This window comes from Flavihumibacter cheonanensis, from assembly GCF_022352215.1.
GTDB classification, from domain to species: domain Bacteria; phylum Bacteroidota; class Bacteroidia; order Chitinophagales; family Chitinophagaceae; genus Flavihumibacter; species Flavihumibacter cheonanensis.
Window position 1 is genome coordinate 234,071 of sequence record NZ_JAKRWF010000004.1, and the last position, 24,069, is coordinate 258,139.

At 46.7% G+C, this 24,069-nt stretch carries 21 protein-coding genes; 9 read left to right on the forward strand and 12 right to left on the reverse strand.

Going from position 1 to position 24,069, the window contains the following annotated elements; genetic code table 11:
• Positions 1-54: 54 nt before the first annotated feature.
• Positions 55-1,434, reverse strand: a complete 1,380-nt coding sequence (locus MD536_RS17390) for a UDP-N-acetylmuramoyl-tripeptide--D-alanyl-D-alanine ligase (RefSeq protein WP_239602450.1) — start codon at positions 1,432-1,434, stop codon at positions 55-57.
• The gene (locus tag MD536_RS17395; RefSeq protein ID WP_239602457.1) at positions 1,400-2,974 is read right to left on the reverse strand and encodes an SUMF1/EgtB/PvdO family nonheme iron enzyme; all 1,575 of its coding nucleotides are present in this window, start codon (positions 2,972-2,974) and stop codon (positions 1,400-1,402) included. Before MD536_RS17395 ends, MD536_RS17390 begins: the two co-directional genes overlap by 35 nt.
• A gap of 148 nt (positions 2,975-3,122) precedes the next feature.
• Between MD536_RS17395 and porU the strand changes: the two genes are divergently transcribed.
• The 5 genes from porU to MD536_RS17425 all read left to right on the forward strand — a co-directional run bounded on the left by porU (position 3,123) and on the right by MD536_RS17425 (position 11,196).
• Positions 3,123-6,539: a type IX secretion system sortase PorU gene (gene porU / locus MD536_RS17400; protein WP_239602459.1), complete on the forward strand. Its 3,417-nt coding sequence runs from the start codon at positions 3,123-3,125 to the stop codon at positions 6,537-6,539.
• 161 nt (positions 6,540-6,700) lie between these two features.
• Complete coding sequence (gene porV, locus MD536_RS17405) at positions 6,701-7,858, forward strand: type IX secretion system outer membrane channel protein PorV (RefSeq protein WP_239602461.1); 1,158 nt, start codon at positions 6,701-6,703, stop codon at positions 7,856-7,858.
• Between the two features lie 185 nt (positions 7,859-8,043).
• The gene (gene ispF, locus MD536_RS22000) at positions 8,044-8,973 is read left to right on the forward strand and encodes a 2-C-methyl-D-erythritol 2,4-cyclodiphosphate synthase (RefSeq protein ID WP_262916047.1); all 930 of its coding nucleotides are present in this window, start codon (positions 8,044-8,046) and stop codon (positions 8,971-8,973) included.
• A 3-nt stretch (positions 8,974-8,976) separates the two neighbouring features.
• Complete coding sequence (gene lolB1 / locus MD536_RS17420) at positions 8,977-9,795, forward strand: lipoprotein insertase outer membrane protein LolB1 (protein WP_239602463.1); 819 nt, start codon at positions 8,977-8,979, stop codon at positions 9,793-9,795.
• A gap of 48 nt (positions 9,796-9,843) precedes the next feature.
• Positions 9,844-11,196: a murein hydrolase activator EnvC family protein gene (locus tag MD536_RS17425; protein ID WP_239602465.1), complete on the forward strand. Its 1,353-nt coding sequence runs from the start codon at positions 9,844-9,846 to the stop codon at positions 11,194-11,196.
• Positions 11,197-11,209: 13 nt separating this feature from the next.
• Here MD536_RS17425 and bshA read toward each other — a convergent pair whose 3' ends face one another.
• Positions 11,210-12,346: an N-acetyl-alpha-D-glucosaminyl L-malate synthase BshA gene (bshA, locus tag MD536_RS17430; RefSeq protein ID WP_239602470.1), complete on the reverse strand. Its 1,137-nt coding sequence runs from the start codon at positions 12,344-12,346 to the stop codon at positions 11,210-11,212.
• Between the two features lie 67 nt (positions 12,347-12,413).
• Between bshA and MD536_RS17435 the strand changes: the two genes are divergently transcribed.
• Both MD536_RS17435 and MD536_RS17440 read left to right on the forward strand, forming a co-directional pair.
• Positions 12,414-13,820, forward strand: a complete 1,407-nt coding sequence (locus tag MD536_RS17435) for a M20/M25/M40 family metallo-hydrolase (protein ID WP_239602472.1) — start codon at positions 12,414-12,416, stop codon at positions 13,818-13,820.
• 29 nt (positions 13,821-13,849) lie between these two features.
• Positions 13,850-14,263 (forward strand): hypothetical protein, encoded by a 414-nt coding sequence (locus tag MD536_RS17440; RefSeq protein ID WP_239602474.1) that lies wholly within the window; start codon positions 13,850-13,852, stop codon positions 14,261-14,263.
• Position 14,264: 1 nt separating this feature from the next.
• On the opposite strand, the gene MD536_RS17445 is transcribed toward MD536_RS17440, so the two are convergent.
• Entirely contained in the window at positions 14,265-14,975 is a 711-nt protein-coding gene (locus MD536_RS17445; protein ID WP_239602476.1) for an SAM-dependent methyltransferase, read from the reverse strand.
• 2 nt (positions 14,976-14,977) lie between these two features.
• Positions 14,978-15,736 carry an EI24 domain-containing protein gene (locus tag MD536_RS17450; protein ID WP_239602478.1) on the reverse strand — a complete coding sequence of 253 codons (759 nt, stop codon included), beginning with the start codon at positions 15,734-15,736 and terminating at the stop codon, positions 14,978-14,980.
• Positions 15,737-15,794: 58 nt separating this feature from the next.
• On the opposite strand from MD536_RS17450, the gene MD536_RS17455 reads away from it, so the two are divergent.
• Positions 15,795-16,373 (forward strand): DNA-3-methyladenine glycosylase, encoded by a 579-nt coding sequence (locus MD536_RS17455; protein WP_239602479.1) that lies wholly within the window; start codon positions 15,795-15,797, stop codon positions 16,371-16,373.
• 4 nt (positions 16,374-16,377) lie between these two features.
• Here MD536_RS17455 and MD536_RS17460 read toward each other — a convergent pair whose 3' ends face one another.
• Positions 16,378-17,388 carry a PorP/SprF family type IX secretion system membrane protein gene (locus tag MD536_RS17460; protein ID WP_239602481.1) on the reverse strand — a complete coding sequence of 337 codons (1,011 nt, stop codon included), beginning with the start codon at positions 17,386-17,388 and terminating at the stop codon, positions 16,378-16,380.
• A gap of 53 nt (positions 17,389-17,441) precedes the next feature.
• On the reverse strand, positions 17,442-18,092 hold the full coding sequence (gene upp / locus MD536_RS17465; protein ID WP_239602483.1) for a uracil phosphoribosyltransferase: 651 nt from the start codon (positions 18,090-18,092) through the stop codon (positions 17,442-17,444).
• A gap of 95 nt (positions 18,093-18,187) precedes the next feature.
• On the opposite strand from upp, the gene MD536_RS17470 reads away from it, so the two are divergent.
• A complete protein-coding gene (locus MD536_RS17470) occupies positions 18,188-19,291 on the forward strand; it encodes an anhydro-N-acetylmuramic acid kinase (protein ID WP_239602485.1) in 1,104 nt (367 codons plus the stop codon).
• Here MD536_RS17470 and MD536_RS17475 read toward each other — a convergent pair.
• From MD536_RS17475 to ade, 5 genes are all read right to left on the reverse strand, one after another.
• Entirely contained in the window at positions 19,288-20,019 is a 732-nt protein-coding gene (locus MD536_RS17475; RefSeq protein ID WP_239602487.1) for a LytR/AlgR family response regulator transcription factor, read from the reverse strand. The two genes, MD536_RS17470 and MD536_RS17475, sit on opposite strands and share 4 nt — an antisense overlap.
• Positions 19,994-21,055, reverse strand: coding sequence for a sensor histidine kinase (locus MD536_RS17480; protein ID WP_239602488.1), 1,062 nt, complete (start codon positions 21,053-21,055; stop codon positions 19,994-19,996). Before MD536_RS17480 ends, MD536_RS17475 begins: the two co-directional genes overlap by 26 nt.
• Positions 21,036-21,392: a DUF4288 domain-containing protein gene (locus MD536_RS17485; RefSeq protein WP_239602490.1), complete on the reverse strand. Its 357-nt coding sequence runs from the start codon at positions 21,390-21,392 to the stop codon at positions 21,036-21,038. Before MD536_RS17485 ends, MD536_RS17480 begins: the two co-directional genes overlap by 20 nt.
• Before the next feature lie 24 nt (positions 21,393-21,416).
• Positions 21,417-22,160, reverse strand: a complete 744-nt coding sequence (locus tag MD536_RS17490) for a LiaF transmembrane domain-containing protein (protein WP_239602492.1) — start codon at positions 22,158-22,160, stop codon at positions 21,417-21,419.
• 160 nt (positions 22,161-22,320) lie between these two features.
• Positions 22,321-23,952 (reverse strand): adenine deaminase, encoded by a 1,632-nt coding sequence (gene ade / locus MD536_RS17495; protein WP_239602494.1) that lies wholly within the window; start codon positions 23,950-23,952, stop codon positions 22,321-22,323.
• Positions 23,953-24,069: the final 117 nt, after the last annotated feature.

Genomic DNA, 24,069 nt, shown 5'->3' on the forward strand with positions numbered 1-24,069 from the left:
TGCAAAGGTACCGGATGCAGCCGCAAGAAAAAGTGATTCTTATCACCCTGTTGGCTACAATACTTTTTCCATCTGCATACTGCGGGAGCCTTTGATCAACAGGTAAGCCTCTTTGAGTTCCTGCTGTTTCAGCCATTCATGCGCTTCACTACTGTTCTGAAGCTGGATATAGGGATGTGTAATCTTTCCAAAATCTCCTCCTACCAGCACCACTGCCTTCCAGTTGCCGGTACCAATCAGATCAATTATCCCCTGGTGTTCCGCAATACTTTCCTCACCTAATTCTGCCATAGCACCGAGAAAAAGGTATTTATTATCAACCTTTAATTGTTTAAAGTTTTCAATCGCAGCCCGCATACTGGTAGGGTTGGCATTATAAGCATCCAGGATGATATGCAGGCCATCACGCTTGATTAACTGGCTGCGGCTGTTCTCCGGCTGGTATGATTCGATGGCTTTTTTGATGGCCTCATCCGGAATACCGAAACATTTTCCTACTGCCACTGCTGCCAATACATTGGGTGTATTGTAATCTCCTACCAATTGCGTGGATATAAGACCGATAGCAGAACCTCTGCTCACCTGTACCTGCAAAAACTCCCGCTGCCCTTCCGGATCCGGAACAGCAGAACCTACTACATCTCCCTCTTTCGTACCATACCGGATAACGGTTTCAATGCCCTGGGACATCCGGCGCAGGTGTTCATCATCCCACATCACAAAGGCTGTTGCTTCATGGGCACGCAAGTAATCAAATAACTCACCCTTTCCTTTACGTACTCCCTCCACACCTCCAAATCCTTCCAGGTGGGCTTTACCCAGGTTGGTTATTAGTCCGTGTGTTGGCTCTGTATAGGTACAATAACCTGCAATTTCTTTCTGATGATTGGCACCCATTTCCACTACTGCCATTTCTGCATCGGGTTTAATTCGAAGCAGGGTTAACGGAATGCCTATATGGTTATTCAAATTGCCAACGGTTGTATAGGTCCGGTAGGTGGTGGCCAATACCTCGTGAATCAGTTCCTTGGTGGTTGTTTTCCCGTTGCTGCCGGTGATGGCCAGCACGGGAATCCTGAATTGCCTCCGGTGATGCAGGGCCAATTGCTGAAGGCAGCTCAACACATTGTCCACCACAATCATATGATCATTTTCCTTGTAAGCCGGTTCATCAATAATAGCATAGGTAGCACCTGCTTCCAGGGCTTTTTTTGCGAACGCATTTCCATTAAAGTTTTCGCCTTTCAGTGCAAAGAAGATATCTCCTTCCTTTAATTTCCGGGTATCGGTTTGAATGGAAGGGTATTGTAAAAAGAGTTGATAGATTTCTGGAATGGTCATATACGAAAATAAAAAAGAGCCGCCATACAGCGACTCTTTATAACGAAGGTTTGAAAAATTATCTCTTACGGGAATTCTGTTTTCTTTTACCATAGTTGATACCGGTTTTGCGACCGTTACCTTCAGGGCTACCTACGCGGTCCATTGCACAACGGAATCCTACAGTAGAACTAGCCTGATCTTCTTCCAGGAAACGACGTGTACCGGGGCTCAGCCAATAAGCACGATCATTCCAACTGCCACCTTTGATTACGCGGCTCTTGTCGCCAATCAGGGTAGTGATACCATATCCATAGTTTACACCCTGGATCAGAGAATCACCATCAAGGTAGTTGATCACATCAGCACGCTGGTAGTTACGACGATCTTTGCTTTCCTCATCTGTCATCATACGATATTTGATACGACCCAGGCTATCGCGGGTTGGTTTGTTCTCGCTTGCATCGATATCAACAGTTGAGAATTTGTTACCACGATAAGGAGCAACATCATCAAAGTCGGTCAGTGAAAGCGGACGATACACATCAGCAGTCCACTCGTTCACGTTACCACTCATGTTATAGACACCAAATCCATTTGGATAGAAAGACTCAACCGGAGCAGTGTATACAGCACGGTCATTCAATCCGCCTGCAACACCCATGTTATCACCTGATCCACGCTTGAAGTTGGCCATGAATGTACCCTGCCAGCTTCCTTTACGGGTATCACGCAAACCATTTACGTTGTTGTTCCAGGAATAAACCTGCTTATTGGCAACCAGTTCTTCACCACGCTTACCTTCTTTTTTGGAGGGTTGTGGATTCTGGTTTACATAACCCAGTGCTGCATATTCCCACTCCGCTTCTGTTGGGAGGCGGTAATTTGGCAAAAGGATACCATCTTCGAAAGTAACCTGTGTACGGGGTGTACCATTCGGGTTTTTAAGTGTATTCTTTTTAGACTTGGCAGCTTTACCAGGAGTAGCCTGGAATTCACCAGTCAGGTATGATTTGGTATTGAAGTTTTCTTCAGCAATACCGGAAATGTTCTTCAGTGATTTGTCGTTGATAAAACCTCTTTTAATCAACTCCAGCTCGTTCACGCGGTCAGTTCTCCAGAGACAGAAATCATTAGCCTGCTTCCAGGTTACACCAACCACAGGATAATAATTGTAAGAAGGATGGCGGAAATAATATTCAACCATCGGCTCATTGTAAGCCAGCTCACTGCGCCAAACCAGCGTATCAGGAAGTGCACCATTGCGGATTGGAGCATGTTCATCTCCATCGAATACAGTATTGATCCAGTATAAGTATTCGCGATAGTGAACGTTGGCAACCTCAGTGCGATCAATATAGAAGGAATTCACCGTTACACGGCGGGGGGCATTGTTCCAGTCGCCCATTACATCTTCTTCAGTTGCACCCATGGTAAAGGTACCACCCTGAACAAAGATGAGACCGGGACCGGTTCTCTGCTCTTTCTCTTTGGAGACCTGGTAGCCTCCCTGGTTTTTGTCATTATAATTCCAACCGGTTACGTCCGATTTTTCGGGTTTTTTGCCGAATAACTTCCCGTTTTTACAGGAAGCCACCATTGCGGCGCAGGATACAAGGATTGTGAGGTTTTTCCAGTTCATATTGATAGCCATTTAAGCTGGTTTTAGACAGTTATAACGGAACAGTTTATCTATTATTGTGTTATTTTCTTCGACCAAATGCGAATATAATCAGATAAAGCAATCAATACTCTTGCCAAAATCTTAAATCCGCAAGGCTTTATATTATTTTTGATCAACCATGCTGTTTTACCTCCGCGTGCTTATCCTTATTCACCTGTTTAGTTTGCCTTTGTTGATGCATGCACAGCGAAGCTACTCTCCGCACTCTGTGCTGGCGTCCGGACAATGGTTCCAGATAGCCACCACACAGGCTGGTGTTCATAAGATCAGCGGTACGGATTTACAGGCAATGGGTTTCTCTTTACCTATGCCCTCAAGCCAGTTGCGACTCTATGGCAGACCCAGTTTTCCCCTCTCAGAAGCCCCCGGTGGACCCTATTCTGATGACCTTACTGAACTGGCCATTCAGGTCGAAGACGGAGGTGATGGACAGCTACAAACCAACGATTTTCTCCTTTTTTATAGTGCCGGCCCACACTATTGGTTAACAGATACCCTTCACCAGGTGTTCACGCACCAGGTAAATATCTATTCTGATACTGCATATTATTATTTGACAAGAGGAGGCGCCGGTAAAAGGGTTGAGCTTGCTTCACCAGTCCCAACCCCAGCAACACATACAATTTCCGCGTTTCAATACCGCTACTGGTATGAAAAAGACCTGTTCAACCTGCTTTCCAGTGGCCAGGAATGGTACGGGGAACGTTTCCTGGCAGAGTCTAACCAGCCCCTGCAATTGCCGGTTGCGCTGCCTCAGCCTCTTGCCGGTAGCACCTTAAAGTTTTCTTCCACAGTGGCTGCGCGGTCAGTTGGTTCCGTGGTTGGCTTTGAATGGCTGGCCAATGGTACTATTTTCAGTACCCATACCATTGCCCCGGTGAGCGCTTCCAGTTTTGATCTGTTTGCGCGAGAAAGCAGGCTGGAGGCGGAATTCACGTCGTCGGCAACTATTAATCTGACACTGCGCTTTACATCTTCCAACGCATCCGCTATTGGCTGGCTGAATCGTTTCCAGTTGCTGGCGGATTGCAGGCTCGACTGGGCAGGACAACCACTTCCTTTCAGAACCTGGGAGGGAAGAGGGCCAGGTAGAGTGGCCCGCTATGAAATAAACAATGCGAATACGGCTTTAAGGGTCTGGAAACTTTCGAATAGCCTGGAACCGGTACAAATGAACCCTCAACTTTCAGGCAACAGGCTGAGCTTCACCGACCTGCATGAATATCCGGAAGAATACCTGGTGTTTGATCCGGCTGCCACCTTGCCAACTGTGAGCCGGGTGGGTCCTGTCAACAACCAGGATCTGCATGGTTCTGGTTCTGCGGATATGCTTATCATCACCGCCAGGGGCCTGGAACAACCGGCAGAACGACTGGCCGACTGGCACCGGCAACACGATGGGCTGAATTGCCTGGTAGTTCAGGTGGAATCCATTTATCATGAGTTTTCCGCAGGGGTGCCGGATCCAACTGCCATCCGGGATTTTGTAAAAATGCACTACGACCGTTCGGGTGGCAGCTCAGGAAATGGCCCAAGGTTTTTACTGCTTTTCGGAGATGCATCCTTTGACCCTAAAAACAGGGTGGCACCAGTTTCGGGCGGGATTCCCTCCTTTCAGAGCAGCTTCTCGCTGGACCCGCTGAGTACCTATGTGTCGGATGATTATTTCGGTTTCCTGGATGATGGAGAAAACATCAATGGCGGCTTGCAGACAAATCAGCTGGATATCGCCATTGGAAGAATTCCGGTCTCAACAGTTTCGGTTGCCAATCAATACATTGATAAACTTATTGCCTATCATGATCCCTCCGCCAGAGGTGCCTGGCGCAATGAACTGACTTTTATTGCAGATGACGAAGATGGAAACCTGCATCTCCAGGATATGGAAACGATTACGCAGGCAGCTGCCAGAGTGAATGACCGCTTTCAGCAACAAAAGATTTACCTGGATGCCTATCCCCAGGAAAGTGATGCAGCAGGAAGCCGTTATCCCCAGGTCAACCAGGCCATAAGCGACCAGATGCAAAAAGGTACCCTGATCTGGAATTATACCGGTCACGGTGGCTTCCGCCGCCTGGCGGATGAAGTAATCCTGGAGCAGCCCATTGTAGATGGATGGCAGCAAAATGGTAGACTACCCCTCTTTGTGACTGCAACCTGTGATTTTGCCCCTTTTGACAACCCTACTATTAACTCCCTTGGTGAGTACCTGCTAACCAAACCCAATGCCGGCGCGATTGCCCTCATGACCACCACCCGCCTTGTTTTTGCCTACAGCAACCGGATTCTTAATACCAATTATATGGAGGCCGCACTCCAGAGATTACCGGATGGTAGGTATCGTACCCTGGGAGAAGCGGCCCGGGATGCCAAAAACAAAACCTTCGCCAACTCCGGTGATCTGTTTAATAACCTCAAGTTTACCTTGTTGGGAGATCCTGCCCTCACATTGGCATTCCCCCGATACCAGGTGCTAACTACCCATATTAACGGACAGCCTGCCAACCATGTAGCTGATTCCGTGAAAGCCCTGCAGGAAGTTCGGGTGAGTGGATTGATTGCTGACTCCCTTGGCCAGCCTCTCAACAACTTTAATGGCTGGGTCTTTCCGATAGTGTTGGATCAGCCCTATGAAAAATCCACCCTGGGAAATGATCCGGGTAGCCAGCCGGCCAGGTTCAGGGTGCAGGACAGGGCGCTTTACCGGGGCCAGGTTTCCGTAACAGCAGGAAGGTTTGAATTTGCGTTTCTCATCCCGCGTGATATTGATTACAGTGAAGGGAATATGAGGATATTGTATTACGCCTCGGATAGTCTATCAGATGCCCAGGGCGGCTACAGCAACCTGGTGTTGGCTGGTTCTGATCCTGCTCCGGCAGACCGGGAAGGTCCGGTTATTACAGCTTTTCTGAATGACAGCTTGTTTCGTTCGGGGGATCTGACCGGCGACCGGCCAATTTTGGTGGTTCGCTTGTCTGATCCTTCCGGTATCAATGTACTGGGACGAGGATTCGGGCATGATATCAGTGTGGTGCTGGATGATGCCGAAGACCAGCCTTTTATTCTGAATGCATTTTTTGAAGCAGATGCGAATACCTATCAGTCGGGCAGCCTGCGGTTTCAATTACCTGCATTGAATGATGGCTGGCACCGGCTTCGTATAAAAGCCTGGGACCTGTTGAACAACAGTTCCGAAATGGAACTCAGTTTTCGGGTAAGAGCAGCAGAAGTTTTGGAAGTGGAGACATTGGAAGCCTGGCCAAACCCTTTCCGGGACCGGGTTCGGTTTGTTTTTACACATAACCAGAATCAATTGCCAATACAGGCTCAGATTGAGCTTTTTTCACTCCAGGGACAACTCATCAAAAAAATAAACGGTACAATAATTGCCAGTGGAAACCGTTCCTACATGGACTGGGATGGCCGGAACCAGCAAGGGTTTCCGGTTCCTAATGGGATCTATGTATACAGACTGGTATTGCGTTCAGCAAATGGCCAGACTGCCATCAGAGCCCGTCAGTTAATCAGATTTTAAACGAATTATTTATTAATCACTATTTTCGCCGCGTATAGAAAAAATTTACCCGAACTAATTATTGAAACGTCCAGGCTTTCTGTGCCTCCACAGGGTAAGTTTTTTATTCTATGGGCCCGTATCCGGCCGTTTCCCGAATTAAACTTGAAAGATTCAATACAATGAAACAAAAGTCCCTTAAACTGGCCTTATCGTTTGTGATTGGCTGTATGGCGATGAGTGAACTGAATGCGCAGGATGTACAACCAATCAACGTAGTAACTACTGCTGTCCCCTTTTTAAGAATTTCTCCGGATGCCAGAGCAGGTGGCATGGGTGAAGTAGGAATTGCTACCTCTCCGGATGTCAATGCACCTTTCTGGAATCTGGCGAAAACTCCCTTTAATACCAGTAAATTCCAGGTAGGGTTAACCTATACGCCCTGGTTAAAACGCCTGGGATTGAATGATGTATTCCTGGGATCCATGAGTGGATATTACAAACTCGACGATGACCAGGCGCTGTCTGCAACCCTGCGTTATTTCAACCTCGGAAGTATTCAGTTCACCGATAACCTGGGTAATGTTTTCAGTGAAGGCCGTCCGAGAGAGTGGGGTTTTGATGTGGGCTATTCCCGTAAACTATCTGAAAAAGTAGGTCTGGGTATTGCGTTACGATATATCCATTCCAACCTGGCAGCCGGACAAACCATTGATGGTAATACCTATAAAGCAGGTAGTGCTGTTGCCGGTGACCTGAGTTTCTATTACAATGGGCAGAATGAAGCCGGAAATGGTTTCAGTGCAGGTGCAACCCTGACCAACCTTGGAAGTAAGATTGGCTATACATCTGATGCTACACAAAAAGACTTCATTCCAGCCAACCTCGGCTTAGGAGTAGCTTATACCAAAGTGTTTGATGAGGACAATAAGATTACAGTGGGAATGGATGTGAACAAGCTGCTGGTGCCTACTCCGCCGAATGTGGGTGATTCAGCCGGACTGGTAAACTACCGTAACAAATCAGTTGTAAGCAGCTGGTTTAGTTCTTTTGGTGATGCTCCCGGCGGATTTGGTGAAGAAATGCGTGAGTTCACTGTTTCAACTGGTGCTGAATACTGGTACCAGGATCAGTTTGCACTCAGAGCCGGATATTTCTATGAAGATAAAACCAAGGGTAACCGTAAATATTTCACCCTGGGTGCCGGTATTCGTTACAATGTATTCGGACTGAATTTCAGTTATATCGTTCCTTCCGGATCTGGAGTAAACCAGAACCCACTTTCCAATACCCTGCGCTTCAGCCTGGTATTTGACCTCGATCAGGTAAGTGGAGAGTAAGCCCCTTAAATTTTAAGTAAGATTATAAGAAACGTCCTGCATCTTTGCGGGACGTTTTTGTATGGAGGAAAGGAAGAATGGAAGAGGGAGGAAAGGAAGAGGGAGAATGGAAGTTGCCATTTTCACCTTTCACTTTTCACCTTTCACCTTGCTGGGTGTACTGGAGTACTTGTAATATTTTTCTCATGAGTAGTAGTCATAAAATCGGTTTCGGCATTGATTTCCACCAACTGGTGGAAGGACGGGAATTAGTAATTGGCGGGGTAACCATCCCGCATACCAAAGGAGCGCTGGGCCATAGTGATGCGGATGTATTGCTTCATGCGATCTGTGATGGCATGCTTGGAGCCCTGGCACTCGGTGATATCGGGGTTCATTTTCCCAATACCGATCCGGCATATAAAGATATCGACAGCAAGAAACTGCTGGCCCATTGCCAGGAACTGATCCGTTCCAAAGGCTACCAGGTGATCAATGTGGATGCGGCCCTCACCCTGGAGAAGCCAAAAATCAAACCCCATGTCAGCGCTATGCAGGAAACCATCGCGAAGATTCTGGATATCTCTACTGAAAATGTTTCCATCAAAGCCACCACTACCGAAACCATGGGATTTGTGGGAAGGGAAGAAGGATTGGTAGCCTATGCAGCTGTATTGCTGGAAGAAATCAAGCCGTCGAAACTGGCAGTTAAGATTAAAAATGAATCTTCTTTTGAGTTGCCTGCCTATGCTACCAGCGGGTCGGCAGGTATGGATATCCGGGCCAATATTTCAGCACCTTTGAGTCTGCTACCGTTGGAAAGAACCCTGGTGCCAACCGGCCTGTATATGGAATTACCAGAGGGATATGAGGCGCAAATCAGGCCCCGCAGCGGATTGGCTATCAAGCAGGGCATAACCTGCCTCAATACTCCAGGCACGATTGATGCAGATTACCGGGGAGAGATTAAAGTAATCCTGGTTAATCTTTCCAATGAAACACAGGTCATAGCACCCGGAGACCGCATTGCGCAAATGGTGGTGCAGCATGTTCAACAGGTGAACTGGGTCTCTGTAGAAACTTTAACTTCAACAGAACGGAATGCCGGAGGATTCGGGCATACCGGAAAAGCATAAAGAATGAAGCAATTTGCATACCTGGCAATACTTATTGTAAGCATCGCATCCATTGGTTGCCGGGCTACCAAAAAGATCAATACCGTAATTGCCAAAAAAGATTCAGCCGTAACTACCATTATTGCAGATGCGCATGCCGATTCGCTGCGCTATATCAGGGAAGTATATGGGAAACTGGCAGAGAATACAATTGACTACAAAACCTTCAGTGCAAAGATGAAAGTGGAGTACTGGGACAAAGATGGCAAGGGTCCCGACCTCACGGTTTTTGTGCGTATGCAAAAGGATAGTATAATCTGGTTATCTGTGAATGCAACCGTATTCAGTTATGAAGCCTTCCGGATTTTAATTACGCCTGATAGTGTAAAGCTGCTCAACAAGCAGGATAAAATCGTACAGTTGCGCTCTGTAAAATACCTGGAAGAAGTGGCACAGATCCCTTTTGATTTTCATACCGTGCAGGAACTGATTATTGGAAATCCGCTCTTCCTGGATTCCAATATTGTATCGTATAGAAAAGGACCGGAAACTATCAGTCTGCTTAGCATGGGTGAATTGTTTAAAAACCTGATCACCATTGGAGTGGATAATTATCTGCTGCAGCATATCAAACTGGATGATCAGAATGCACGCCGGAATCGTACGGCAGATCTGAGTTTCAGCAATTATAACGGGCAGGGTGGTGTAGCTTTTTCAACGTATCGCAAGATGAGCTTCACCGAAAAATCAAAGATTGATGTGCAGATGGAGTTCAAACAGTATGCCTTTAACGAAAGTTTAAGCTATCCTTTCAGTATTCCGAAAAATTATAGCATTCAGTAAACGTTGTAGTTTTTATATTTGAAGCATTCCATCTTCCAATTGAACAGCATGATAAAAAAAATCTGGATACTCCTGTTAATGGTGGCCAGCAGCCTGGGCACATTTGCACAAAATGCCAGTAGCAGTGCCGACCTGAAAAAACAGCAGGCCGCCATTCAAAAGGAAATTGATGAGCTGAAACAACAGCTTGCTGAAACCAACAAATACAAGCGCAAAAGCCTGGCGGAACTTAACCTGGTGCAGAAAAAACTGCGTCTCCGGGAATCCCAGATCAAAGTAATCAATGATCAGATCAACCTGATTCAAAGTGATATCAACCAAAGCTGGCGCGATATTGTGAAGCTGCGCGCGGAGCTGGATACACTCAAGATCCAGTACCAGAAAAGTGTGGTGTATGCCTACAAAAACAGAAGTAACTACGATTTCGTGAATTTTATTTTCAGCGCCGGCAGTTTCAATGATGCCTTAAAGCGGATGGCGTATCTGAAATCGTATAGGGCTTACCGTGAGCAGCAGGCAATCAATATTGCGAATACTCAATCTCAACTGGAACAGAAGATCAGTAATCTTAACCTGAGTAAGAAGGAAAAGAGTTCAGCACTGGAAGAGCAGAACAAACAATTTAAGGTACTGGCAGAAGAAAGAGCTGAAAAGAATGCGGTGGTGAGTAAGATCAAGAGTCAGGAGCGGGAACTGACGAAAGAGATGACTGCTAAACGCAAGCAGGATAATAAATTGAAATCGGCTATTTCTGCTGCTATTAAAAGAGAAATTGCGGCTGAGAAAAAAAGATTGGCAGAATTGGAAAAAGAAAGGAAAGCTAAGGAAGAGGCCGCGCGTAAAGCAGCAGCTGCAGCAGCTGCTGCCGCAAAAAAGGAAGAAAGTAGTACCGCAGCTACGAAAACACCAGCAAAACCTGTTGAGGAAAAACCAGTTGCAAAACCTACCAGAGATGCCGATGTGCTGGAGATAAGAGAGGAAATAAAACTCGCTTCTGATATATTCGAAAAAAATCAGGGTGGATTACCCTGGCCTGTGAATTCACGCCGGATCACCATGAAATTCGGCAGGAATAAATATGAAGGCCTTAATGTTGATTATGAAAACGAAGGAATCACCATTGAAGCGGAAGCTAACAGCTCCATTAAAGCAGTGTTTGATGGCGAAGTTTCTGCAATTTTCACCATTGGCTCTGTACAGGCAGTAATTCTCAAACACGGAAAATATTTTACTACCTATAGCAATCTTTCACGCGTGCTGGTGAGCAAAGGTGAGAAAGTAAAAACAGGACAATTAATTGGCCGCCTGGAGGAAAAGGAAGGAGGCCGTGGCGAACTTGAATTCTTAATCACCAACGACAACCAGATTAACCTGAACCCCGAGCTCTGGCTAGGTAAATAATTCCACCCGTCGGTTACCCGACGGGTATATGATCCAGGCATTTTTCATACAATGCCTCATATTGCGGCACGATGAAGTGAATATCAAACCGATCACTCTGAACTTTTGCGTTCTCTTTAAACTGATCCAGCTGTGCCTGGTTGCTGAGTAAGTCTATTGCATAACGACTCATATTCTCCACATCTCCAATTCCACTCATGTAACCGGTCTCGCCATGAATATTAATTTCCGGCAATCCCCCCGCATTAGTTGAAATAACTGGTACACCTGCTGCCATCGCCTCCAGTGCCACCAGTCCAAAACTTTCGTATTCAGATGTCAGTAAAAACAAATCCGCAATGGCCATGATCTCCTCCATCTGCTCCTGCTTTCCTACAAACCGGATATGATCACAAATGCCCAGTTCACGTGCCAGGCTTTCTGCTGCCGGGCGCTCCGGACCATCACCCACAAACAACAATTTGCTGGGCACTTTTTTCACCACATTACCAAAGATCCGCACCACATCTTCAATGCGTTTGATCTTACGGAAATTGGAAGCATGCATCAGGATGCGTTCTCCCTGTGGTGCAATCACCCGGCGAAAAGCATCAATCCCTTTTCTGCGGAAACGAGCTACATCCACGAAGTTGTGGATCACTTCAATCTCTTTCTCAATCTTGAACCATTTGTAGGTTTCTTCCCGAAGGTTATCTGATACCGCGGTAATCGCATCACTTTCATTAATTGAAAAAGTAACAACTGGTGCATAGGTTTTATCTCTGCCTACCAGGGTAATATCGGTACCATGCAAGGTGGTTACCACTGGAATGGAGATACCCTGCTTCAATAAAATCTGTTTAGCCATATAGGCAGCCGAAGCATGCGGGATGGCATAATGCACATGCAGCAAATCCAGCTTGTTGTTGATGATCACATCCACCATGGTACTGGCCAGGGCTGTTTCATAGGGTGGATAATCAAAGAGAGGATAGGTTGGCACCCTCACTTCATGATAAAATATGTTGGCGTTGAATTCATTCAGTCGAACAGGCTGCTGATAAGTAATGAAATGCACCTGGTGGCCTTTATCTGCCAATGCTTTTCCCAGTTCTGTTGCCAATACACCACTTCCGCCAAAGGTTGGGTAACATACGATTCCGATACGCATAACTTTATTTAGTTCCTTGTGAAGGTACTGGATTAAAATGTTTAGGTAATTTTAAAAAAACGTTTACATGATTAGAATTGTTTGGTTGCTCGCTCTGTTGGTGCAGGTGCTTAGTTTCAGACCAACCCGTGCTCAATCTTTTGATTTTCAGCAGGATTCTATTTTTTTCCGCAAACTCGCAGATGATGTTTTGACTTCCCCGGCAGCTTATGAAAGTCTCCGGGTGCTCTGTAAAACCGTTGGTCCTCGCCTCGCCGGCTCCCCCGGTATGTATAAGTCTGAAGCCTGGGCTGAAAAGGCGCTGCAGGCTGCCGGTGCCGACAAAGTCTGGAAACAGGCGGTACAGGTTCCTCACTGGGATCGGGGTGGTAAGGATGAAGCCTGGTACCAGTATACTGATGCCTCCGGAAAAAAAGTGAAAGTGGTGCTGGATGTACTGGCCCTCGGAAACTCTATGGGTACCGGCAAAAATGGCCTCCTGAAAAAAGCAGTTCTCATTCATGATTTTGAAGAACTCGAAAAACGCAAAGAGGAGCTGAAGGATGTTATCGTCATTTTCAATAATGTATTTAATCCACGTAACCTCTCCGTAGGACAATCCTATGGCGAATCAGGTGCCTATCGCAGATCTGGTCCAAGCCGGGCTGCCAAATATGGAGCTGCTGCTGTATTGATTCGTTCGGTTACTGCCAGCGCAAATGACAACCATCCACATACAGGGGCATTGGCTTACGATACCGCCTACCCGAAAATTCCAGCAGCTGCTATGGGGTTAAAAGATGCAGATCAGCTCATCGCTCAACTGAAAGCTGGCAAACTGGTGCAGGTCTATTATAAAAGCATGGCACATTTCAAGCCGGATGCAACCGGTCACAATATCATTGGTGAGTTTACCGGTTCTGAATTCCCCGAAAAGTTTATCACTGTGGGCGGGCATCTCGATAGCTGGGATCCTGCCGAAGGCGCCCATGATGATGGTACCGGTTGTGTGCAATCCATTGAGGTGATTCGTGCATTTAAAGCCATGGGTTACAAACCCCGCCATACTATTCGGGTGGTTTTATTCGCCAATGAGGAAAATGGTTTACGCGGTGGCAATCAATATGCAAAAGAGGCCAAAGCCAAAAACGAACAACATGTATTCGCGCTGGAAAGTGATGCCGGCGGATTCACTCCCCGCAGTTTTGGCTTCACGCTGGATGCAGCCAAACTGGAGCGCATCCGGCAATGGGTACCGCTGTTTGTACCTTATGGAGTGTACCAGTTTGCCAATGGAGGTGGTGGAGCTGATATCGGTCCGCTTAACAGAAGCCTGGGAACACCGGTGGCTGGTTTAAGTCCGGATGGCTCCCGATACTTCGATCTGCACCATGCCCGCAACGATGTTTTTGAAGCAGTCAACAAAAGAGAGCTGGATCTGGGTGCCCTGAATATGGCTTTGTTGATTTATATGATCGACAAATATGGATTATGATTATTTTCATATATCATTAAATCAACACTATGGGAAGGTTTTTCACAATTGTTATTGTTGCCCTGATTGCAATCGGCGCGGGATTGTTCTACTGGCGTTTCTATTGGGTCTTCGGCGAAGGGGTAAAATCCGGGGAGCTGAACTTCGTGGTTAAAAAAGGATATGTCTTCAAAACCTATGAAGGAAAGCTGATCCAGAGTGGTTTTCGTGGAGGCATGGCCGGTAGTATCCAATCCTACGAGTTTGAGTTTTCAGTAGAAAATGAACAGATTGCTACCACGCTGATGGAAAACAGTGGCAAACAATTTGATCTGCACTACAAGGAATATTTAGGTGCTATTCCCTGGAGAGGAAATACCAACTACATCGTTGACAGTATTCTTTCCATGAGTGGACAACCGACGGAAAAAGTAATTAAACCCAAGGCACATACCACTGAATAAATCAGGAACCTATCAGGAATACAGCCGGACGCTTATGCAGCTCCGGCTTATTTTTTTGCCAGTCGCGCAGCGTGCGGGTCTGAATCACTTCATTCGTCCCGGTAATATCTACCGCTAGGCATAACCGTGAATCGGGCCGGCATTGTTGTAAAATCGCTTCCAGCAAGGCATTGTTGCGGTACGGTGTTTCAATGAAAATCTGGGTACATCCGGTCCGGATGCTTTCCTGCTCCAGCTCTTTCAATAATTTATTGCGGGCACCGGCATCAATAGGAAGGTAACCATGAAATTGAAAATGCTGCCCATTTAAGCCGCTTGCCATCAAGGCTAATAATATAGAACTGGGTCCTACCAGTGGTTTCACTGGCGCCCCCATTTGCTGTGCGGTGGCTACCAGGATTTGTCCCGGATCTGCAATGCCCGGGCAACCGGCTTCACTGATGATTCCGATGTTTTTTCCTCTTTGCAACTGTTGGCGAAACTGGTCCTTCACCTCCATTTCAGCTTTGTGAATGGCATACCAGTCATAGTTGTCAATCACCATTTCCTTCCAGATTCGTTTCAGGAAACGCCGGGCGGTTCTTTCATTTTCTACAAAAAACACCTGGCATTGCTGAACCGCTTCCAGCACATAGGGAGGAATCACTTCCAGGTGTTCCTCATCCAGGTAACAGGGAATCAGGTAAACAGCACCGAGCGCAGCACTTGCCATACTTATTTCTTTTCCATTTCACGAAAACTCAGGGTAGCAGCAATAACAGCATAGGAAGGAGCCAATACCCATCCTACAAAGGGGATGGCATGCATCAGGTAAAAAAGCAACCCATTTCCAATTGCCAATCCCTTGTGCTCACTGATAAACCGGATACTTTCTGCCGGCGATAATTTTCTTCTCTCACAACTGTAATCAACCATCGAGAAACCATAGTAATAACATTCAACAAAAAGAGAGATCAGCGGACTGATCCATCCTACCAATGGAACAAAGGAGAGCAGCAATATAGAAACTGTATACACTGTTTGCCAAAGGAGATTGCGCAATGCCAGTTTGATACCCCGAATGATATCTTTCAGCAATTGTTTAAAACTGAAGGGGAAGTCGCGGCCTTCTATAATGGATTCTGTCTTCTCACTCAGGTACGCAAATACCGGTGAGCCTACAATCAGAAAGAAAAACTTGAAAAAGGAGAAATAGAAAAATACCAGCAATACCTGCACCATGATCCCTCCCATCATAAATAAAAAACTGAGAATCCCACTTTTCTGTTCCTGTAACCACCTATCAATACCAATCAGGTTGGTCAGGTAATTCACGGCATCATTGGCAGAGCTGATAAAAAAATACATGCCCGTAACAAAGAGCAGCATGTAAATAATTCCGGGTATCAGAATCCATCTCCAGAGTTTATGCTGTACTATAAAATGATGCGCCTTATAGAAGGATTCAAATGCTATAATGAGTTCTTTCAGCAATAGTCGGTTATTTAAGCGCCTAAATTTATTACTTTGAACCTAGACCATTCGCAAAAAGATGACAAAACTCCCGCTTTCCTGGTTTGAGAGCACCGATGTGGTAGAAATAGCCCGCGCTTTACTGGGTAAGATCATTCTTACTGAATTCGATGGAATCCGCACCAGTGGCCGGATCAGCGAAACCGAAGCCTATGCAGGTGAGTCGGATCGGGCATCGCATTGTTATGGTGGAAGAAGAACTGCCAGAACCGAAATCATGTACGGTCCGGGTGGTTTTGCGTATGTCTATCTCTGTTATGGTATTCATCATTTGTTTAATGTGGTCACCAATAAGGCAGAAATGCCACAGGTGGTATTGATCCGGGCAATTGAACCGGTTGAAGGTATAGCAATCATTCGCGAACGGTTGGGCAAAGGAGAGCATATTCCTGTGCATAAACTTGCAGGCGGCCCCGGACTGGTTACCAAAGCTCTGGGAATCAGAACTGCCCACACCGGTCTGCCTTTAACTGAACATATCAGTATCTGGGATGATGGCTACAAGCCCCATGAAATAGTTGTCGGTCCGCGTATCGGTATCGACTATGCGAAAGAAGACAAAGACCTGCCTTACCGGTTTTTGTACAATATGAAATAAGGAATCAAAACTTCGGACAGGGGATTTCTTTCTGCCCTTCGGATGGCCGCTTGATATAGATCAGCGAAATCTCAATTCCACCCCGCCGTTGTGAAGCTGTTTTCAAACTGGATGTATTCACATCATAGGTCATGCCTAACCGAAAATCTGCCCATTCAAATCCCATATAAGGAATGAGTGCATCTCCGAATCGATACCAGGAGCCGGCATAAAAAGCAGTGGGCCGGTCAAAGTCATCATTCAGGTTAAAGGCAACTGCTCCACCGATCAAAGTTTCAAAAGCACCTGCCTGCCTGCTGTGCAGCGCTGATAAATGCAGGGTACTGGTTTGCCCAACCGGCAGGTAGCCACCACCGTGAACCGTTAAGCGCGGTTGCAGGGTATAAAAAACATTGGTGAAATTTTCCTGTGGCCGGTTGATATGATACACCGAAGCACCAAAATAAAAATTGTTATCACCGTTAGTTGAACCACTATACAACAAGCCGGCATTCACACCTATATAACTTACATTGATACGGGTGCCATCTACTGCTTCCCCACTTGGATTACTCCAGGTACCATCAAGCGCCAGTTCATTTTCAAAATTTAACTGTGATCCATCCAGGCGTTTGTTACTGTAGACTCCCTGAAATCCCAATCCCAACTGGTGAAACCCATCCTCATCCAGCGCTTTATGATAAGCAGTCGAGAAGGCTATATAGTTAGCAGTTAATACGCCATTGGCAGTACGGTCGGTCATGGCCATACCTCCAATACCCCAGGTATCATTGTTGAGCCGACCTCTCATGATAGGAGCATCCAGGCTGAGTGTAGAGGTGACAAAAGCTTTACTGATAGCGGGCCATTGATCGCGATAGTTCCCCGCAGCCCTGACTACCCCATTGAATTTACCCGTAAAGGCCGGGTTAAGGGTCATAGGAGAAGCAAAAAACTGCGAAAAATGTGGATCCTGGGCAAGCAAAGGCGAAGCAGAACATCCCAACAGCAGCAGTATTCCGACAAAAATTCTCATAATTAGGATAGGTAAAATACAAAAATTGCCCAATGCCGGGGAATAATTTTCAGTTATGCCTGCTGTTTGGTTCCGTATGCCAGGTCGCCTGCATCCCCGAGTCCCGGTACGATATAACTTTTTGCAGTCAGTTCCTCATCGATTGCCCCGCACCAGATCTTCACATTGGGTTCACTGCGGTGAACATACTCAATTCCTACCGTACATGCAATAGCGCAGACAATATGTACTTCTTTTGGTTTGCCTTCCTCCCGCAAAAACTGGATGGTTTTGACCAGGGAAGCCCCTGTAGCCAGCATAGGATCGGAAATGATCAGGATACGATCTTCCAAATCCGGACTTGACACATATTCCATGCTGATTTCAAAACTACCATCCGGATGGTGTTTGCGATAGGCAGATATAAAGGCATTATCGGCCCGGTCAAAATAGTTCAGCAATCCCTGGTGTAAGGGCAGTCCTGCACGTAAAATGGTGGCCAGCACAGGTTGCTCCTGAAGCAGCTTGCATTGAGATGTTCCAAGCGGGGTGGGGGTTTCCACCTGCTGATGGGCCATGTGTTTGCTGATCTCATAGGCAGCTACTTCCCCGATTCGCTCCAGGTTCCTGCGAAACCGCATCCGGTCGTGCTGAATGTCCACATTTCTGAGTTCACTTACAAAATCACACAACAGGGAATAATGCTTGCTTAAATTGACCACCATGATTTTCCAATTTTTCTGCAGCTGCCAATCGTTGTAATTTGCACCCGCCCGACAAATCTAAAGGGCAACCGGGTAAATCAAAAACTTTTTTGAGAATGGTATATAATGTAATTGGTTTGATGAGTGGGAGTTCGCTGGACGGACTGGATATCGCATACGTGCAGTTTCATGCAACCGGTGGAAAATGGTCCATGGAACTACAGCAGACTGCTACCTATGCCTATCCTGCGGAATGGGAAGAAAAGCTCCGGAATTGTACCAGCTTATCTGCCCAGGATTACCTGCTGCTGCACAGCGAATACGGACATTATACCGGTCAACTGGTGAATCGTTTTATAGAGGAAAATGGCCTGGAACATAAAGTGCATATGATCGCCTCTCATGGTCATACCAGTTTTCATCTGCCGGCAAAAGGGATGACTGCCCAACTGGGCGATGGTGCTGCCATTGCCGCGGAAACCCGGCTGCCGGTCATTTCAGATCTGCGCGCGATGGATTTGGCTGCAGGAGGGCAGGGTGCACCGATTGTTCCCATAGGAGAGAAACTGCTTTTTGGGGATTTCGCCTTTCTGCTGAATATCGGAGGGATAGCCAATCTCTCTATCAAAAATTCCGATGGATACATTGCCTTTGACAGTTGTGCAGCCAATCGCGTACTCAATATGCTGGCCCTGGATGCAGGAAAAGCCTATGACGAAAATGGGGCACTTGCAGCAAGCGGATTGATCAATGAAGCCTTGCTGGCTAAATTGGCCGCAATGGATTTCTATACACAGGAATATCCTAAATCGCTCGCGAACAGTTTTGGAATTGAACAGGTTTATCCCCTGGTGAAGGCGGCCGGATTGTCAGATGCCGATGCCTTGCACACTTACACGCAGCATATAGCCATTCAGATTGCTACCGATCTGAAACGGGCGGCAGCAAAAGAAGGGATTCCAACAGCAGGACAAGAATTGCTGGTTACTGGTGGTGGGGCCTATAATGGATTCCTGTTGGAATGCCTCCAACAACAGCTAACACCCCTCGGAGTTAGAGTGCAGGTTCCGGATGCCGCGGTGATTGAATTCAAGGAAGCCATCATCATGGCATTGATTGGAGTGCTTCGCTGGAGAGAAGAATACACCGTACTCGCTTCGGTTACTGGTGCCAGTCGCAATACTATTGGCGGTGCCCTCTGGTTAGGAAATGATGCCTAGATCCCCAGTTTTTCCTTCAGTTTCTGGTAACCTGTTTTGCTAACCGGTAATTGTTTGCCGTTTTTTAAGATGGCGGTATAGCTATCCTTTTCCATGGGAAATAGTTTGCTGATCTCCTGCACATTGGCCAGGTAGGAACGATGAATGCGTACGAATTGAGCTGCAGGCAATTGTTGCTCCATGGCAGCCATGGTTTTGTTTTTGAGCCAGTGTCCTTCTGCCGTTACAATCCTGATATAATCATCTGCCGCTTCAATGTAGTGCACCTGTGCAACCGGAATGATGCGAATAGTGGATTGATCTTTGATTACGATGCGATCCTGTTGCTGGGGCGACTGGCTGGCAGTGTTAAGTAGTTCTGAAGTAGCAGCACCTTGTTGTTGCTGCAAAAATTTCTGAACCGCTTTTTGAAATCGTTCTTTACTATAAGGTTTGAGTAAATAATCCACTGCATGTTGGTCGAATGCCTTCATGGCGTACTCATCAAAAGCGGTGGTGAAGATAACTGCGGGATGACTGTCCAGCAATTCCAGTAGTTCGAAGCCATTGATCTTCGGCATCTGTACATCTAAAAAGATTAAATCAGGTTGAACCTGCTGGATGGCTTTTAATCCACTAAAGCCATCGTGGCAAACTCCGGTTACCTGGAATTGCGGAAACTCAGCCAGGTATTCCTGCACCAGGCTACAGGCCAATGGTTCGTCATCTATGATCAGGACTTTCAACATACACTTGCGGAATGATTACAGTTGTGATAAATTGGTTGGACTCCTGTTTTACCTGGAGTAAATCCGATCTTCCGAAAAGCAGGTAGAGCCTGCGTTGTACGGATTGCAATCCGAATCCGGTGCCGGTTGTTCGTGTAGGTAAATCAGGGTCGTAAGGGTTACTAACGGTTATGAATAATTGCTTTTCAAGGATGGCTGTTTTTACTTCGATGAGCACCTCTCCGGTGGTTTCATACAATCCATATTTGATGGCGTTTTCAACCAGGGGCTGCAAGAGGAGTGGCGGTATTTTAGCATCCTGAAGTTGTTCATCAGAATCAATCAAAACCTGCAAACGATGACCGAATCGCATGCGTTCAATTTGTAAATAACGGTTGATCTGATCCAGTTCTTCTTGCAATGCTACCAGTTTATTTTCCTTTTGATGGATGGTTCCACGTAAAAAGGAAGCCAGTTGTTCTGTCATGGTACGTGCTTCCTGGGGGCGGGTGCCAATTAATGCATTGATGGAATTTAAGCTGTTGAATAAAAAGTGAGGCTGCAATTGTTGCCGGAGTTTGAATAATTCCGCTTCCGTTGCCAATTGCTGAATTTCCTGCCGGTGTTTCTTCTCTGCTTCCTCTTTTTGCAGCATGTTAAATAGTAGAATCAGCACGAGAATACTTGTAACCGTGAGCAGTGAAAATCCAATCCGGATTTGCATAGTGGAATTCAGCATTTCAACGTATTCCGGATTATCCGGGATTATGGAGCTCAGCATCAGTTTTGCAGCAATCGGCAGCAGGGTGGAAAATCCGGCTGTTAGTATAATCGCTGACCAGAACCCGGTAGCATTGGGTGTATAAAACCTGAAGATGCGTTTAAGGGTAACTGTTACAAATACCAACAGGAAGCAATTGGTCAGCGATTCCGTAATACTGATGGAAAAGGAATAGCCGTTGGAAAGCAGGGCAAAAAAATTGATCTGCCAGATCAGGTAAATAAAGATGCTGCTTAAAATCAGCAGCGATCTGTTATTAAAGGGAATCGATGGCATGTTCCTGTTTGTGTTGTAGTTGGATGGTCTTGTCTTTTACAAAATTGCGATAGCCTTCTGCATGTTCAATTTCCCTGTGTTGCTGGTAGAGTTCCGCTCCGTGGAAAAAACCGGGAAGGCTGATCAGTTCCTTTATTCCCAGGAATTTCCATTCTACTTTAGCGCAGTTGTTGTACTGCCAGACCAGCAATTCCTGCTGACCGATTTCATGCGCGGCTTTCAGGGCATCCGTTCTACTATCGCTTTCGAGTAACCGAACCTGTTCTTCAAACTGCGGTGTATGTGTGCCTTCACCGCAAATGATCTCATAACAAAGTGTAGCCAGGTAATAAGACATAAGGATGGTTTAATGGTTAATGGCTTATACGGTCGTAATCTGTATTCCTCCAAATACGGCATTGGCCTCGAGGTACATAATCTTATCAGAATAGATGCTGTGTTGCGGACGTTTGTCTTCCACTCCACCCAGTACCGCATTGTTCTCCATCTTCAATTGCCAGTGCGAGGGTACGATTAACCGGATGCTGCCAAATACAGCATTGAGTTCCAGTTTGGGTGGGGTATCAAAATCTGCCTGCAGCAGGTTGATTTCCGCACTACCAAATACCGCGGATACTTCTCCACCCCGGAAATTCTTGGAGATTACAAATTTGCGTACTGTGCCAAATACAGTGGATTCGTCTAGCTTGTCTGCTCCTGAAGTGTTGGTGGCAGTTTGTTCGTCCGTTTCAGTAGCTCCCATGGTATCATTCCAACCCTTTCCAAAGCGCCTTGGGCCTAGTACCAGGACAAGTCCCGCTATCACCATAAAGACCGGCCAGAAAAACTCACGTGGGAAGAAATTAGGGAAAGCGCGGTCGGCTAAGAAGAAAGCACCAATCGCCATGGGCCAGATCCAGCCGGTTCCTTTAAATCGCTGGCTTACACCCACCGCAAAACCTACTCCAATCAGGATCATAGGCCAGGAAAAAACCCAGCGCGGTATCAATAAGCCTGCTTTGCTGGCGAATAATAATCCGCCTACAATAATCAGCATGATGCCGAAAACATAACGCCCATTTTTATCTCCTCTGCAGGGCCGCTGTCTCCGGTATCTATTTTCCATATTCATGAGTTTCAAATTTTAAGTAAAACTAAGGCAGCGCAGTTCCCATGGCAAGTGTATTCCCGCCATTTCACCCCCTTTCTCGGTAAACGCAGGTTTTTCGTCGGTCACTCCACCCGTCCGGTGCCACCCGTCCGGTGCCACCGGACGGGTGGAGTGGTTAGAGGAACCGGAACTGGCGGCCATCAAAGAGACCGCGGTCAGAGAGTTTGAGTTCAGGGATCACCAGCAGCGCCATAAAAGAGAGGGTCATAAAGGGCGCAGACAAAGTACTGCCCAGCGCTTTAGCCATGGTATCAATTTGAGTGTAAGCTGCAGCTACTTCCAGTCCATCATCGGCACTCATGAGTCCGGCTACCGGCAAAGGCAATACCGCCGACTCGGAAGTATTCACACAACTTAAGCCTCCCTGCTCGCGGATCACCAGGTTGATGGCCTCCACCAGCGAGGCATCATCTGCTCCTACCGCAATAATATTATGTGAGTCGTGTGCCACAGAAGAGGCAATCGCCCCCTGCTTCAAACCAAAGCCCTTTATAAAAGCTTTGGCCACCGGAGCCGGCTGGTAACGATTCACAACTACCAGTTTCAATAAATCTTCAACCGGATTGCTACACCAACCACCTTCCTGCACCACCAAATCTGTTGCACTGATTTCCCTGGTGCCTGTTATTAATTGACCATCATAGGCCACAATCGCAGGTAGTGGTGTTCCAACTGCCGGCATAAAAACAGCAGGCAATTCAATTGGTGAACAATGAAACTGGTTGATCGGGTTCACAGCAATCGCAGGAATTTTGCTCTCCCCATTTTCATATACACATTCCCCATTGATCCAGGTGGATTCCACTTCAAAATGTTCCAGGTCGCGCAGCAACACAAAATCCGCCCAATCACCTTCCCGCAACAGTCCCACCTCCATTTTATAATGCTCCACCGGATTCACACAGGCAGCTTTCAATACATCAAATAAATCCAACTCATGGGTCAATGCCCGGGCACAGAGCTGGTTGATATGTCCCAGTAGCAAACTGTCCGGATGTTTATCATCACTACAGAACATAATCTGGTCAGGATGCGTACGCAGCAATTCAATCAATGCCTCAAAATTTTTAGCAGCACTGCCTTCGCGGATCAGGATTTTCATCCCCTGCTGCGCTTTGTCCAGCCCTTCTTCATACGTAAAACATTCATGATCGGTACTCATACCCGCCGCGATATAATGTGCTGCCTGCTCACCTCTTAATCCGGGTGCGTGCCCGTCGATTGGTTTGCCCAACTCCTGTGCAGCTACTATCTTGGCCATCACTTCCGGATCGCCATTCAATACCCCGGGAAAATTCATCATCTCACTGAGGTAATATATATCATCGCGTTCCAGCAATCGCTTTACTGCAGCCAGGTCCAGCACGGCGCCTGCAGTTTCAAATACAGTAGCAGGCACACAACTCGGCGCACCAAAATGAAATTTAAAGGGAACAGCTTTTCCATTTTGGATCATAAACTCTACACCGGCTTCTCCGCAAACATTGGCTATCTCATGTGGATCTGATATCGTGGCAACTGTTCCATGCTTCACAGCCAATTTCGCGAAGGCAGAGGGTACCAGCAAGGAGCTTTCAATGTGCACATGGGCATCCACAAAACCCGGACAGATATAATGCGCCGCCGTATTCGGGTTCTCAGAGAGATGACGGATTTCGCGGATCCGCTGACCCTCCAGGTGGATTTCGGCATAATATATGTTTCTGTTGGGGATATCAACCAGGTTGCCCTGCAGGATCTGTTCCATAGTGAAAGCTTGTACCCGCAATATACCCAACTACCACAGAAATGATAAAAAACCGTGTTTTCACTGTAATGATTTGGATGATCGGTCGACTAATAGATCAAGAACCGGCTAAATTTG

Excerpts from the sequence above, each read along its gene's own strand:
- MD536_RS17470 (WP_239602485.1), top strand. The coding sequence starts at position 18,188 with ATGGTATATAATGTAATTGGTTTGATGAGTGGGAGTTCGCTGGACGGA.
- ade (WP_239602494.1), bottom strand. The coding sequence starts at position 23,952 with ATGGAACAGATCCTGCAGGGCAACCTGGTTGATATCCCCAACAGAAAC.
- porU (WP_239602459.1), top strand. The coding sequence starts at position 3,123 with ATGCTGTTTTACCTCCGCGTGCTTATCCTTATTCACCTGTTTAGTTTG.
- MD536_RS17445 (WP_239602476.1), bottom strand. The coding sequence starts at position 14,975 with ATGGCAAGTGCTGCGCTCGGTGCTGTTTACCTGATTCCCTGTTACCTG.
- MD536_RS17490 (WP_239602492.1), bottom strand. The coding sequence starts at position 22,160 with ATGGAAAATAGATACCGGAGACAGCGGCCCTGCAGAGGAGATAAAAAT.
- MD536_RS17425 (WP_239602465.1), top strand. The coding sequence starts at position 9,844 with ATGATAAAAAAAATCTGGATACTCCTGTTAATGGTGGCCAGCAGCCTG.
- MD536_RS17485 (WP_239602490.1), bottom strand. The coding sequence starts at position 21,392 with ATGTCTTATTACCTGGCTACACTTTGTTATGAGATCATTTGCGGTGAA.
- ispF (WP_262916047.1), top strand. The coding sequence starts at position 8,044 with ATGAGTAGTAGTCATAAAATCGGTTTCGGCATTGATTTCCACCAACTG.
- porV (WP_239602461.1), top strand. The coding sequence starts at position 6,701 with ATGAAACAAAAGTCCCTTAAACTGGCCTTATCGTTTGTGATTGGCTGT.
- lolB1 (WP_239602463.1), top strand. The coding sequence starts at position 8,977 with ATGAAGCAATTTGCATACCTGGCAATACTTATTGTAAGCATCGCATCC.
- MD536_RS17480 (WP_239602488.1), bottom strand. The coding sequence starts at position 21,055 with ATGCCATCGATTCCCTTTAATAACAGATCGCTGCTGATTTTAAGCAGC.
- MD536_RS17440 (WP_239602474.1), top strand. The coding sequence starts at position 13,850 with ATGGGAAGGTTTTTCACAATTGTTATTGTTGCCCTGATTGCAATCGGC.
- MD536_RS17460 (WP_239602481.1), bottom strand. The coding sequence starts at position 17,388 with ATGAGAATTTTTGTCGGAATACTGCTGCTGTTGGGATGTTCTGCTTCG.
- MD536_RS17390 (WP_239602450.1), bottom strand. The coding sequence starts at position 1,434 with ATGGTAAAAGAAAACAGAATTCCCGTAAGAGATAATTTTTCAAACCTT.
- MD536_RS17395 (WP_239602457.1), bottom strand. The coding sequence starts at position 2,974 with ATGGCTATCAATATGAACTGGAAAAACCTCACAATCCTTGTATCCTGC.
- upp (WP_239602483.1), bottom strand. The coding sequence starts at position 18,092 with ATGGTGGTCAATTTAAGCAAGCATTATTCCCTGTTGTGTGATTTTGTA.
- MD536_RS17455 (WP_239602479.1), top strand. The coding sequence starts at position 15,795 with ATGACAAAACTCCCGCTTTCCTGGTTTGAGAGCACCGATGTGGTAGAA.
- MD536_RS17475 (WP_239602487.1), bottom strand. The coding sequence starts at position 20,019 with ATGTTGAAAGTCCTGATCATAGATGACGAACCATTGGCCTGTAGCCTG.
- bshA (WP_239602470.1), bottom strand. The coding sequence starts at position 12,346 with ATGCGTATCGGAATCGTATGTTACCCAACCTTTGGCGGAAGTGGTGTA.
- MD536_RS17435 (WP_239602472.1), top strand. The coding sequence starts at position 12,414 with ATGATTAGAATTGTTTGGTTGCTCGCTCTGTTGGTGCAGGTGCTTAGT.